Raw genomic sequence first — 13,277 nt, forward strand, 5'->3', positions numbered from 1 at the left:
CCCGCTCCGCCCTGCGCAGGAATGTCCCGATGACCGACACAATCAACTCCGTTCCGGCGAGACTCATATCCGGCGCGTATTAACATTTTGTGCAAAACGGACCAATCACGCGTGGCCGCGATCGCGACGACGCAGAGGCGGCGTCACACCGTGACGCTGCGCGCCGGCCGGCCCTCGTCGCCGAAGATGCGACGATAGCGGGCGATTTCAGCAGGATCGCCGGTCGCCTTGGCGGGATTGTCCGAGAGTTTCACCGCCGGGCGGCCGTTGGCGGCGATGACCTTCGCGACCAGCGAAATGGGTTCGAGCGCATGGCCGCCCTCAGGATCGCAGCCCCGGAAGTCGTTGGTGAGGTTCGTGCCCCAACCGAAGCTGGTCCGCACCCGGCCGCGGAAATGGCGCGCGGTCGCCTCGATGCTGTCGACGTCCATCCCGTCCGAAAAGATCAGCAGCCGCTGGCGCGGGTCGACGCCATGCGCCTGCCACCAGGCCATGATCTGTTCGCCACCCTCGATCGGCGGCATCGAATCGGGGCGGAAGCCGGTCCAGTCGGCCAGCCAGTCGGGGGCGTGCCGCAGGAAGGCCGCGGTGCCGAAGGCGTCGGGCAGCGCGATCAGCATATTGCCGTCGTAATGCGCGCGCCACTCCTCCAGCACGCGATAGGGCGCAGCGGCGACCCCGGCATCGTCGCCCGCCAGAGCCGCCAGCACCATCGGCAGTTCGTGCGCGTTGGTGCCGATCGCCTCCAGGTCGTTGTCCATCGCGAGCAGGACGTTGGAGGTGCCGATGAAGCGGCTGCCCAGCCCTTCCTTCACCGCCTCGACGCACCAGCGCTGCCAAAGGAAGCCGTGGCGCCGGCGCGTCCCGAAGTCCGACAGGACGAGATCGGGGATGGCGCGCAACCGCTCCACCTTGTCCCACAATTTCGCCTTGGCGCGGGCGTAGAGGATGTCGAGCTCGAACCGCCCCCTGCCCTTCAGCGCGGCGCGCGAGCGCAGTTCGTTGACGATGGCGAGCGCCGGGATTTCCCACATCGTCGTGTGCGTCCAGGGCCCGTCGAAATGGAGTTCGAACTGGCCGTCGATGGTGCGCAGCTCGTAGTCGGGCAGGCGGAAGTCGGCGAGCCAGGCGAGGAAATCGGGGGCGAACATGCGCTGCTTGCCGTAGAAGCTGTTGCCGGCGAGCCAGATCAGCTCGCGCTTCGAGAAGCGCAGCGACCGGGCGTGGTCGAGCTGTTCACGCAGCTCGCGTTCGTCGATCACCGCGCCGAGGCGCACCGACGTGGTGCGGTTGATCAGCGCGAAGGTCGCCTGCACGTCGGCATGCCGCTGCCAGATGAGCTGCAACATCAGCAGTTTGTAGAAATCGGTGTCGAGCAGGCTGCGCACCACCGGGTCCAGCCGCCAGCCGTGATTGTAGACGCGCGTGGCGATGTCGGTGACGGGCATGAGAAATCCTGAGGCGCGAAGAATGTTTAGCGACCGGGTGTAGCCGATCGCCGGGCGAGGTCACACACGCGGCGACGCGGCCTCGACGCCAAGCTCGGGCTCGCGCATCGGGGCGGCGAACACCTTGGGGCCTGCCAGCGCCGCGGCGAGATCGGCCTCGCGGAACGGCTTGGGGAGATGGGCGAGATCGGGCGAGAGGGTCTCGACATCGGCATAGCCCGAGACGATCAGCACCCCCAGATCGGGCTGGTCGGCGCGCAGGCGGCGCGCCAATTCGGTGCCGGTCATGCCGGGCATCAGATGATCCGACACGAGCAGGTCGGGCGACAGGCCGTCGCGCATCAGGCGCAGCGCCGCGTCCGCACTGTTCGCCTCGACCACGCGATAGCCGATATCGTGCAGCATCTGCGCCGCCGCGGCCCGTACCGCGCCCTCGTCATCGACCAGCAAGACGCAGCCAGCGCCATGGACCGGCGCCGCACCGGTCGCGTCGGGAACGGGCGTGACGGACACAAGGCTCGCCGGCAGCCACAATTCGGCGACCGTCCCCGCCCCCGGCGTGCTGGCGAGCCGGAACGTGCCGCCGAGCTGGCTGGCGAGACCATGGACCATCGACAGGCCAAGCCCGGTGCCGCGGCCGACGCCCTTGGTGGAGAAGAACGGCTCGATCGCGCGGGCGAGCGTAGCGGCGTCCATGCCGTGGCCCGTGTCGCTGACACTGAGACAGACATAGTCGCCGGGTGCGAGCGGCTCTTCCGCCTCCGTTAGGTGCTTGTGCCCCAAAGCGACGCGCATGACGCCGCCCGTGGGCATGGCGTCGCGCGCGTTCACGGCGAGGTTGAGGAGCGCCATTTCGATCTGGTTGCGATCGGCGATCGCGGGCAGCAGCCGTTCGGGTGCGTCGATGACCAGCTGGATCTGCGGGCCGACCGTCGTCGTGAGCAGCGCCGCCATGTCGCGCGTCAGGGCGACCAGATCGACCGCATCGGGCTGCAACGGCTGGCGCCGCGCGAAGGCGAGCAGGCGCTGCACCAGGGTGCTGGCGCGCTCGGCGGACTGGATCGCGCCGTCCAGCAGGCGGAGGCTGCGGTCGCCATCGGGGAGCTTGCGGCGGAGGAAATCGAGACCGCCGAGGATCGGGGTCAGGAGATTGTTGAAATCGTGCGCGACGCCCCCGGTCAGCTGGCCGATCGCCTCCATCTTCTGGCTTTGCCGCAGCGCCTCTTCGGTGCGTTGCAGAGCCTCGTCCTTCCGCCGCGCCTCGGTCACGTCGCGGCCCGAACCGTAGATCAGCCCGCCTTCGGTCGAGGTCAGCCAGGAGATCCAACGTAGCGATCCGTCGTGGGCGAGATAGCGGTTTTCGACGACCGGTACGTCCGCGCCGGACGCCGCCGCCGCGAGTGCTGCCTGGGTCATGGCGATATCGTCGGGGTGGACGAAATCCGTCACGGGCCGCCCCGCGACATCGTGCTGCGAATGGCCGAACACCGCGGTCCAAGCGGGGTTGACCGAGCGGAACCGGCCATCTGGTTCGACCACCACGAGAAGGTCGCGCGAAAGGTTCCAGACGCGATCGCGCTCGGCGGTGCGTTCCTCGACCCGCCGTTCGAGCCGTTCGTTGGCGGACTGGACCGCGGCGAGCAGGCGCGCATTCTCGATCGCCACCGCCGCCTGCGCAGCTAGGCCGAGGATCAGGTCCTCGTGACGCTGCGAAAAGCGATCGGCATGGGGGTGGCCGAACAGCAGGCCGCCCAACACCTGCCCGTGCCGCGACACCACCGGTACGGCGAGGTAGCTCGTCACCTCGGGATGGCCCGGCGGCATGCCGGCAAAGGGCGCGTTGGCGCCGTAGCGGGGGTCGCGGGTGATGTTGCCCGACCGGATCACCTCGTTGCGGAAGATCGGGCCCAGCACGTTGGTGCCACGCGGGCGACCCAGCCGGATGAAGTCGCCGCGTTCGCCGCCCGACAGCGTGAACAGGTGCAGCCGTTCGCCGCTGTCATCCATGACGTTATGAAAGAACGCGCCGACCGACGCGCCGGTCAGCTCGACCCCGGCATCGGTGACCATCTGTACGAGCCGTTCGAGATCGTGTTCGGCCGCGAGCGCGGTATTGATCCGGTTGAGCGTGGCGATGGCGCGTTCGGCGCGACGTTCCTCCGTCACATCCTGCACCGACACGCCGATGCCGGTGAGCTGGCCGGCGTCGTCACGGATCGGCAGCCAGTTTTGCCGCCACATACTGGTGCCGTCGGGGCCGGTCATCTCCAGCCCCTTGACCGTTTCGCCCGCCAGCACCCGGGCGGCAAGCGCTATGGCAGGGTCGGCGCGATCCGGTGTGACCTCGCCCACCGTGCGCCCGATATGATCGGCGACCGATACGCCGCTGAGCCGCGCGAAGCGATCGTCCACCCAGACGTAGCGCAGATCGGGATCGAGGATGGCGAGCCCGACCGACGATGCCGCATACATCGCCGCCAGCTGTTCGGCCGGCTGCGCCTTAGACCCCGAATGCCTCACTCGACCCTCAATCCTCGAAGGCGCCTGCCTTCCGAACCGCACGCACAACGCCGTTGCGCCGCGGAAGTTCTGAGGGTCTGCTTTAACGCGTTGAAGGGCAAGCGCTATCCGTCATTCGGCCAGCGTGACCGATCGCCGACGCGGTCGATGTCGGCCCGTTCCAGCGTCACTGTCGCGCAAAGGCCATGACCGTTCGCCCCGGTCGACAGATGGAGCGCGCCGTCGTGCGCCGCCGCGACCCGCGCGACGATCGAGAGGCCCAGGCCGCTGCCGCCACTGCGCGTCGCGCTGCCGCGCCAGAAGCGCCGCGTCATCTGCGCCAGCGTGGCCGGGTCGATCGGCGGGCCGTCGTCGGTGACGCGCACCTGCGCACCCGGCCCAACCGCGACGGTAATGCCGGTGCCCGGCGGGGTGTGGCGCAGGACGTTCTCGATGAGGTTTTCGACCGCAAGCTGGATGGCGTGGGCGTAGCCGCGCACCGGCGTTGGTCCGCGATCTTCCAGCGCGATGCGATAGCCCGCATCGATGACGATCGGTGCGCGGTCGGCGACGACCTGTTCGGCGAGGGCGAGCAGGTCGACCGGCGTGCCAGCGTCCTCTGGCGGGCGTTCGAGGTCGGCGAGCGCGAGCAACTGGGCGATGACGTGCGCGGCGCGATCCACCTCGGCAAGCAGCGCGGTGCGCACCGCGGGATCGGTGACGCCGTCGGCGCGCAGGCGGATGACCGACAGCGGCGTGCGCAGCTCATGCGCGACGTCGGCGGCGAAGGCGGCCTGGGTGACGAACGACTGTTCGAGGCGATCGAGCGCGGCGTTGGTGGCGATCGCCAGCGGCTCGACCTCGGCGGGCAATGTGCCCTGCGGCAGGCGGCGATCGAGCGTGCGCGGGCCGATGTCGGCCGCGATCGCCGAAACCGCGCTCATCCGCCGGGTCAGCCGCCGGGCCATCCACGCGCCGACCAGCGGCACGATGAGCGTCACCGGCAGCAGCAGCCACACGAAGCGCGACAGGAAGGTGCGGACGATATCGTCGGTCACCACCTCCGGCGCGGCGGCATCCTGCGACACCACGACCCAGCGACCGCCAACCGGCCGGCTGACCGCGGCCAGCGCGCCGCGGCGGACATGCCGGGTGCGCGAATCGAGCGCGATTCCCGTCACCAGTTCGGGCCGCGCGGGCCCGCGTTCGGCGAGCACGTGGCGCGAGCGATCGACGACGGCGAGCGTCAATCCGCCCGCCAGCAGGTCCACCGCGCGCACCGCGCGATGCGGCCGGTCACCGGGCAGCAGCATCGCCACCGCATCCGCCTGCCGTTCCAGCATCACGCGCTGATATTGGCCCGCGATCTGGTGGAGCAGCATCGCCGTGCCGAAGGGCAACAGGATCGCCGCGGCGAGCGCCGTCGCGCCGTAGAGCAGCGCCACCTGCCCGAACAGCGAGCGCGGCAGGCGCAGGCGCCAGCCCTTGCTCATGTCGCCGGACGGAGCAGGTAGCCGACGCCGCGCACCGTCTCGATCCGCACGCCGCTGCCCGCATCGTCCAGTCGCTTGCGCAGGCGGTGGACATAGACCTCGACCGCGTTCGAGCCGAGATCGCCGCCGACGCCGAACAGATGATCTTCGACCAGGCGCTTGGGCACCACCTTGCCGAGGCGGCGCAGCAGCAGGTCGAGCAATTCGGTCTCGCGCGCCGACAGCGTCAACCGCTGCTCTCCCACCCAGGCGACGCGCGTGTCGACGTCGAAGCGCAACGCCCCGCACGCCAGCGCATTGCCGAGGTAGCCGCCCTGCCGGCGCAACACCGCGAGGATGCGCGCGTGCAATTCGTCCGGGTCGAACGGCTTGACCAGGATATCGTCGGCGCCGTCGTTCAGGCCGCGGATGCGCACGTCGACACCGCCGCGCGCGGTGAGCACCAGCACAGGACAGGTGTTGCCGCGCGCGCGCATGCGGCGCAGCACCGCGAGGCCGTCATCGTCGGGCAGGCCCAGATCGAGCAGCACGGCGGCATGGCCAGCGGTCGCCAGATAGGCCTCCGCCTCCTCGGCATCGGTGGCGAGATCGACCGTCAGCCCGCGCTGCACCATCGCCGCCGTCAGGGCGTCGGCCAGCCCGCGATCGTCCTCTACCAACAAAATCCGCATCGGACCCTTTCGCGCCGCAGCATTTGTCAGCATTCTGTAAGCGAGCCGGCCTACCGGCTCCACCCTCATTGCCTGCGAGACGCATCATGCACGCCACCGATACCCCGGAGACGCTACCCCCCGCCACGACCCTGGGTCGGTCGGCGCAATGGCGGTGGCTGGGGATCGCCGCGGCGGTGTTGATCGGGATCGGCCTGCTCGTCTCGCTGATCGGCAAATTGACGCACCATGAGGAGGCGCCGCCGCCAGCGTCGCCGCCGGGCACCTTCCGCCCCAGCGCCGAACAGATGGCCGCGCTGACGACGATGCGCGTCGGCGATTCGCTGTCGGACGCGGCGACGCTGGCGAGCGGTGCGATCACCGTGGACGGCGATCGCAGCACGCCGGTCGTCATGCCCTATTCGGGCCAGGTCGTGCGCGTGCTGGTCGATGCGGGCCAGCGCGTCAGCCGGGGTCAGGCGCTGATGCTGGTGCGGACCACCGATTTCGTCGATGCGCGCAGCGGCCTGTTCGCGGCGCGCGCAGCGTATCAGAATGCGCAGGCACAACTCGCAACGGCGCAGCGGACCGCGGAACGGCAGAAGCAGATCTACGAAACCGCCGGCGGCGCGCTGAAGGATTACCAGCAGGCGCAGGCCGACCTCGCCGCCGCACAGGCGACCGCGCGCACCAACGCCGCAGCCCTGGGCGCGGCGCGTGACAAGCTAGCGGTGCTGGGCAAGTCGCCGGGCGAGATCAACCGGCTGGAGGGCGTCGGCGAAGTCACCGGCATCCATGACGTCACCACGCTGCACGCGCCGATCAGCGGCCTCGTCGCCTCGCGCGACGTGGCGCCCGGTCAATATGTCACGCAGGGCGGCGACAAGCCGGTGATGACGATCACCGACCCCTCGCGCGTCTGGCTGGTCGCGCAGGTGCCCGAAACGCAGGCCGCGTCGATCCATGTCGGCGATGCCGCGACCGTCACCACCCCCGCCCTGCCCGGCCGCCAATTCACCGCGCGCATCGATCTGGTCGGCGCCGCGCTCGATCCCGTGACGCACCGCCTGCCGGTGCGCGCCGCGATCGCCAATCCCGACGGCGCGCTGAAGCCGCAGATGTTCGCGAGCTTCGCGATCCACCGCGCCACCTCGACCAAGGCCATCGTCGTGCCCGCGGTCGCGGTGATCCACGAAGGCGACAATGCGCGCGTCTGGGTCGTGCGCCCCGACGGCCTGCTCGTCTCGCGCAATGTCACCACCGGCGATGCGCAGGACGGCAAGGTCACGATCACGTCCGGCCTGCAACCGGGCGAGCGCATCGTCACGGCGGGCGCGCTGTTCGTCAACGAAGCGGGCCTGGGCGAATGAACCGGATCGTCGCCTTCGCGCTGCGCCAGCGGCTGCTCATCGTCGGCGTCTTCGTCACGATGCTGCTCGCCGGCGTCATCGGCTTCATCAACCTGAATATCGAGGCCTATCCAGACCCCGTCCCGCCGATGGTCGAGGTCATCACGCAGACGCAAGGCCTGTCCGCGGAGGAGATGGAGCGCAACGTCACCATCCCGATCGAGGTGCAGATGGCGGGCATTCCGCACCTGACCGCGATCCGCGCGATCAGCCTGTTCGGCCTGTCCGACATCAAGATCCAGTTCAGCTACGATTACACCAACGAACAGGCCAAGCAGCAGGTCATCAACCGCCTGTCGCAGCTGCCGCCGCTGACCGGCGGGGCGCAGCCGACGCTGTCGCCGACGAGTCCCGTGGGCGAGATCTTCCGCTACAAGCTCACCGCGCCCAAGGGCTATTCGGTGATGGACCTCAAGACGTTGCAGGACTGGGTGCTGCAACGTCGCTTCAAGCGCATTCCGGGCGTGATCGACGTGACCGGCTGGGGTGGCAAGCTGCGCGCGTACGACGTGGTGATCGACAACGATCGGCTCGCCGCGCACAACGTCACCGTCAGCCAGGTCTTGCAGGCGATCGCCAAGAGCGACGGCAACGTCGGCGGCCAGACGATCAACTTCGGCAGCCAGGCCGCGATCGTCCGCGGCGTCGGCCTGATCCAGTCGGTCAGCGGTATCGAGAACGTGCTGGTCGGCAGCGCCAACGGCCAGCCGATCCTGCTGAAGGACGTGGCGCACGTCACGATCGGCAACAGCCCGCGGCTCGGCATCGCCGGCTATAATGATCAGGATGATATCGTGCAGGGCATCGTGCTGATGCAGCGCGGCGCCCAGTCGATGCCGACGATCAAAGCGGTGCAGAAGGAGGTCGCGGATATCAACGCCTCCGGCATCCTGCCGCCGGGCGTGCAGTTGCAGCGCATCTACGACCGCTCGGACCTCATCAACCTCACCATCCACACCGTGCTCGAAAACATGGTGGTCGGCATCCTGCTGATCTTCGCGCTGCAATGGCTGTTCCTGGGCAATCTGCGCAGCGCGATCATCGTCGCCGCTACCATCCCCTTCGCGCTCGCCTTCGCGATCCTGATCCTGGTGTTGCAGGGGGAAAGCGCGAACCTGTTGTCGGTCGGTGCGCTCGACTTCGGCCTGGTGGTCGATGCCAGCGTCATCATGGTCGAGAACATCTTCCGCCACATGGTGGAACGATCGGCGCATGTGGAAGGCGGCAAGGGGCATTTCACGCTCGCCAACCGCTTCTCGGCGGTGCTGGGCGCGTCGAGCGAGGTCAGCCGCGGCATCTTCTTCGCCGCCGCGATCATCATCGCCAGCTTCCTGCCGCTGTTCACGCTGACCGGCGTCGAGGGCCATATCTTCGGCCCGATGGCCAAGACCTATGCCTATGCCATCACCGGCGGCCTGATCGCGACCTTCACCGTCGCGCCTGTGCTGGCGACGCTGCTGCTGCCGGACAAGCTGTCCGAGGTGGAGACGTGGATCGTCGGCAAGCTGCGCCGCGTCTACGAACCCGCCGCCGCCTTTGCGCTGGGCAACCGGGTGATCGCGCTGGGCGGTGCGGTGCTGATGCTGCTGGTCGCCGTCGTCGGCGTGCGCTCGCTCGGCATCGAGTTCCTGCCGCACCTCGAAGAGGGCAATATGTACATCCGCGCGACGCTCCCCGCGTCTATCAGCCTCGAAGGCGGCCAGCCGGTCGTCAACGAAGTGCGGCGGATCATCATGAAATATCCGGAGGTCCAGTCGGTCCTGTCGGCGCAGGGCCGCCCTGACGACGGCACCGATTCGACCGGCTTCTTCAACGCCGAATTCTTCGTGCCGTTGAAGCCCTTCGACAGCTGGCCCAGCGGGGTGACCAAGGAAACGTTGACCGAGGAATTGTCGAAGAAGCTGCAACAGCGCTTCCCCGGCGTCGATTTCTCCTTCTCGCAATATATCGAGGATAACGTCGAAGAAGCGGCGTCGGGCGTGAAGGGTGCCAATTCGATCAAGCTGTTCGGCCCCGACCTGCCGACGCTGGAAAAATACGCCGACCAGATCAAGGACCAGATGAGCAAGGTCCGCGGCATCGAGGATCTGGGCGTCTTCCAGTCGCTGGGCCAGCCGACCGTGCGCGTCGACGTCGACCGCGCCAAGGCCGCGCGCTACGGCCTGACGCCCGACGACGTGAACCAGACGGTCGCCGCGGCGATCGGCGGCAGCTCGACCGCCGACCTGTACGAGGCCGGCACCGACCGCCACTTCCCGATCATCGTCCGGCTGAAATCGGAACAACGCGATTCGATCGAGGCGATCCGCCGCATCACGATCGGCGCGCCGGCCACTGACGGGAGCAATACCACGATCCAGGTGCCGCTGTCCGAAGTCGCCAACGTCCACCTGACCAGCGGCGCCTCGTTCATCTATCGCGAGCATCAGGAACGCTACATCCCGATCAAATTCTCGGTGCGCGGCCGCGACCTGGGCGGCGCGGTGGACGAAGCGCGCGCACGCATCCAGCGGACCGTGCATCTGCCGTCGGGCTATCACCTGGAATGGGCGGGCGAGCTGGACAATCTCAACAACGCCATCGCGCGTCTCGAGATCGTCGTGCCGATCAGCCTGCTGCTGATGCTGCTGCTGCTCTACGCCAATTTCGGGTCGATCCGCGACAGCCTGCTCGCCTTTGCGGCGATCCCGCTGGCTGTCGTGGGGGGCGTGTTGGCGCTCGCCTTGACCGGCACCGCGTTCAGCATCTCGTCCGCGATCGGCTTCGTCGCGCTGTTCGGCATCGCGGTGATGGACGGGATCCTCGTCGTGACGACGTACAATAACGCCGTCGACGAAGGGCATGACCGCAAGACGGCGCTCGCCACCACCGTGCGCCACAGCCTGCGCCCGGTCGTGATGACCTGTCTGGTCGCGGCGATCGGCCTGCTGCCCGCGGCGCTGTCGCACGGCATCGGCAGCCAGGTGCAAAAGCCGCTGGCGCTCGTCGTCGTCGGTGGCATGACGCTGGCGCCGGTGCTGATCCTGCTGATCCTGCCGGTGCTGATCGACCGCTTCTCGAAGCGCGTGCCGCCCGAGGATCGCGGTGCGCATGGCCGCGACGTCGGCCACCATCCGCACCCCGACCGCGATGCGTCCGGAGAGGAGGCCCTCGCATGACCCGCACTCTCGTCATCCTGCTCGCCTGCTCGACCGCGGCGTGCGCGAGCACCGTCCACGACCTCGACGCACATGCGCCGCTGCCCGCCGCCGCGACGCCCGCCACGATCGCCCCCGCGACCGGGCCGGCGCAGGGCTTCACCACCGCGCCGGTTGCCGCCGACTGGTGGACGGCGTTCGGCAGCCCGCAGCTCAACGCGCTGGTGGCCGAGGCGCTGGCGCGCAACAATGACATCGCCGTCGCCGACGCTTCGCTGCGGCAGGCGCGCGAGCTGGCGGGCGCGGCGGGAGGACAGGCCCTGCCGCAGATCGACGGCAGCTATCAGGCGGAGCGCACGCGCGTCTCCAATGCCCTGTCGCCCGCGGTCGCCGACCAGAACCAGCAGCTGTACACACTGCACACCGCGCAGGTCGCGGTCAGCTATCCGGTCGATCTGTTCGGCGGGGTGCGATCCAAGATCCGTTCGGCGCGGGCGCAGGCGGAGGTGCAGCGCCACCGGCTCGACGCGGCGCGCGCCAGCGTCGTCGCCAATCTGGTGCAGGCAATCGTCCAGCGCGCGGTGCTCGCCGATCAGGTCGAGGCGGCGCAGATCGCCATCACGGTCAACCGCGACATCCTGAAGAGCCAGTTGCAGCGCCAGCGCCTGGGCGCGATCGGCGCCGCCGACGTGGCGACGCAGCAGACCGCGCTCGCGACTGCGGAGGGTGCGTTGCCGCCGCTGGTGCGGCAGGAGGCACACCAGCGCGTCGTCATCGCGGCGCTGCTCGGCCGGCCGGCGGGTGATCCCCTGCCCGCGCTGCCGACGCTGGCGGCGCTGCAATTGCCGACCAGCCTGCCCGCCGTCCTCCCCTCCGACCTCGTCGCCCGCCGGCCCGACGTGCGGGCGGCGGCGGCACAGCTGGAGGGCGCGGGCGCCGACGTGCGCACCGCGATCGCGGCGCGGCTGCCATCGATCACGCTCAGTGGCACCGCGGGCGGATCGGCGCAGCGCTTCGGCGACATGTTCAAGGACGGCAATCCGTTCTGGACGCTGATCGGCGGCCTGACCCAGCCGATCTTCCACGCCGGCGCGCTGCGCCATCAGCAGCGCGCGGCCGAGGCCGCCCTGGACGGCGCCAAGGCGCAGTACCGCACCGCGGTGCTGACCGCGTTCGGCGACGTGTCCGATGCGCTGACCGGCCTTGCGACCGATGGCGTGGCGCTGGATGCCGCGACGCGGGCGAGCGATGCGTCGAACCGCGCCCTCACCTTCACTCGCCGGCAGCTGGCGCTGGGCGGAGTCGATTCGCTGGTGCTGCTCAACGCCACCGCCGCCGACGCGCAGGCGCGCGCACAGCTGGTGCAGGCGAAGGGCGCGCGGCTGAGCGACACGGTGGCGCTGTTCTTGGCGAGCGGCGGGCCTGTCGCCAGCCGGTGATCGGTCACTGCGAGCGGGAGCGACGCATCAGGACGCTCTGGATTGCTTCGCTCCGCTCGCAATGACGATCGAGGCTCCGTCGAGCGGGTATCGAAGCCAACGAAAAAGGCCGGCGCTGGGGATACCAGCGCCGGCCTTTTCATGTGTCGAAAGCCCGGATCAGCGGCGGGGCTGCGCGCCCGGGGGAACCGCACCCGGGGGCATCGCGCCGGGCATACCGGGCATGCCACCCTGCTGGGCCTGCATCTGCATCTGGCGGACCACCGCTTCTGGCAGGAAGTCGATCAGGTCGATATCGAAGACGAGCGTCGAATTGCCGGGGATCGGGCCCTTGGTCTCGGCGCCATAGCCGAGCGACGGCTTGATCCACACGCGGTACTTCGAGCCCTTGGGCATCAGCTTCAGCGCTTCGGAAAAGCCCGGGACGACGCCGGCGACGGGCATGGGGGTCGGCTGCTGCGACTTGTCGAAGACGGTGCCGTTGAGCAGCTTGCCTTCGTAGTTGATCAGCGCGACGTCCGCGTCGGTCGGCTTGGGCGCACCCGGCGCGCCGGGCTGCAGCACCTTGTACTGAAGGCCGGACGGGGTGGTGACGACGCCGCGGGCGCGGGCGTTGCGGGTCAGGAAGTCGTCGCCCTGTCGCGCGAGCGCGAACGCCGCGATGCAGGCGAGCGCGATGCCGACCCAGAGGTAGACGAGGTAGCTGCGCTTGACGGGCTGCAGCGGAACGGCGGTGACGGTGGACATCAGAGCACCTGGAGCTGTGGTGCCGGGCCGGCCGTCACCGGTTCAAAAGTCGCAAAAGTCACGCCGACGCGCGTGTTTCGCACACGCACGCCGGTGATTTTACAATGACTTACCGTGCGCCGTCGCGCTCAGCGCGCTTGCGCTCGAGCTTGCGGGCGCGACGGACCGCAGCGGCACGCTCGCGCGCACGCTTTTCCGACGGCTTCTCGTAGTGACGGCGCAGCTTCATCTCGCGATACACACCCTCACGCTGCAGCTTCTTCTTGAGCGCGCGAAGAGCCTGGTCGACATTGTTGTCGCGGACGACGATCTGCATAAAACCCAATCACTCCGGTCAATAGCTAATGCGGCCGCAGACAAGGGGTCCGCGCCGTGCGAACGGTGCCCCTAGCAGCGACATGCCGCATTGGCAACCCGTGACGGCACGCGATGCCCGATCCCGCGCGGCCGGCATG

At 69.0% G+C, this 13,277-nt stretch carries 9 protein-coding genes; 3 read left to right on the top strand and 6 right to left on the bottom strand.

Translation table 11 applies throughout. From position 1 onward, the window contains the following. Positions 1–143: 143 nt before the first annotated feature. From pncB to ACP7A3_RS14295, 4 genes are all read right to left on the bottom strand, one after another. Positions 144–1,448, bottom strand: coding sequence for a nicotinate phosphoribosyltransferase (gene pncB / locus ACP7A3_RS14280; protein WP_426256421.1), 1,305 nt, complete (start codon positions 1,446–1,448; stop codon positions 144–146). 60 nt (positions 1,449–1,508) lie between these two features. Continuing rightward, entirely contained in the window at positions 1,509–3,968 is a 2,460-nt protein-coding gene (locus ACP7A3_RS14285) for a PAS domain-containing protein (RefSeq protein ID WP_426256420.1), read from the bottom strand. Between the two features lie 104 nt (positions 3,969–4,072). Further along, positions 4,073–5,440 carry a sensor histidine kinase gene (locus tag ACP7A3_RS14290; RefSeq protein ID WP_426256419.1) on the bottom strand — a complete coding sequence of 456 codons (1,368 nt, stop codon included), beginning with the start codon at positions 5,438–5,440 and terminating at the stop codon, positions 4,073–4,075. Next, positions 5,437–6,111 carry a response regulator gene (locus ACP7A3_RS14295; protein ID WP_018251091.1) on the bottom strand — a complete coding sequence of 225 codons (675 nt, stop codon included), beginning with the start codon at positions 6,109–6,111 and terminating at the stop codon, positions 5,437–5,439. The genes ACP7A3_RS14290 and ACP7A3_RS14295 overlap by 4 nt, the downstream gene beginning before the upstream one ends. 86 nt (positions 6,112–6,197) lie before the next feature. Between ACP7A3_RS14295 and ACP7A3_RS14300 the strand changes: the two genes are divergently transcribed. Genes ACP7A3_RS14300 through ACP7A3_RS14310 form a run of 3 tightly spaced genes read left to right on the top strand, consistent with a single transcriptional unit; the run spans position 6,198 to position 12,075 of the window. Then, positions 6,198–7,460 carry an efflux RND transporter periplasmic adaptor subunit gene (locus ACP7A3_RS14300; RefSeq protein WP_426256418.1) on the top strand — a complete coding sequence of 421 codons (1,263 nt, stop codon included), beginning with the start codon at positions 6,198–6,200 and terminating at the stop codon, positions 7,458–7,460. Then, positions 7,457–10,657 carry an efflux RND transporter permease subunit gene (locus ACP7A3_RS14305; RefSeq protein ID WP_426256417.1) on the top strand — a complete coding sequence of 1,067 codons (3,201 nt, stop codon included), beginning with the start codon at positions 7,457–7,459 and terminating at the stop codon, positions 10,655–10,657. Before ACP7A3_RS14300 ends, ACP7A3_RS14305 begins: the two co-directional genes overlap by 4 nt. Next, on the top strand, positions 10,654–12,075 hold the full coding sequence (locus ACP7A3_RS14310) for an efflux transporter outer membrane subunit (protein ID WP_426256416.1): 1,422 nt from the start codon (positions 10,654–10,656) through the stop codon (positions 12,073–12,075). Before ACP7A3_RS14305 ends, ACP7A3_RS14310 begins: the two co-directional genes overlap by 4 nt. A gap of 159 nt (positions 12,076–12,234) precedes the next feature. Here ACP7A3_RS14310 and ACP7A3_RS14315 read toward each other — a convergent pair whose 3' ends face one another. Beyond that, positions 12,235–12,822 (bottom strand): FKBP-type peptidyl-prolyl cis-trans isomerase, encoded by a 588-nt coding sequence (locus ACP7A3_RS14315; RefSeq protein ID WP_017978270.1) that lies wholly within the window; start codon positions 12,820–12,822, stop codon positions 12,235–12,237. Between the two features lie 109 nt (positions 12,823–12,931). Next, positions 12,932–13,138, bottom strand: a complete 207-nt coding sequence (rpsU, locus tag ACP7A3_RS14320; protein ID WP_017978269.1) for a 30S ribosomal protein S21 — start codon at positions 13,136–13,138, stop codon at positions 12,932–12,934. Positions 13,139–13,277: the final 139 nt, after the last annotated feature.

This window comes from Sphingomonas sp. DC5200-1 (assembly GCF_049897245.1).
Taxonomy (GTDB): Bacteria; Pseudomonadota; Alphaproteobacteria; order Sphingomonadales; family Sphingomonadaceae; genus Sphingomonas; species Sphingomonas aquatilis.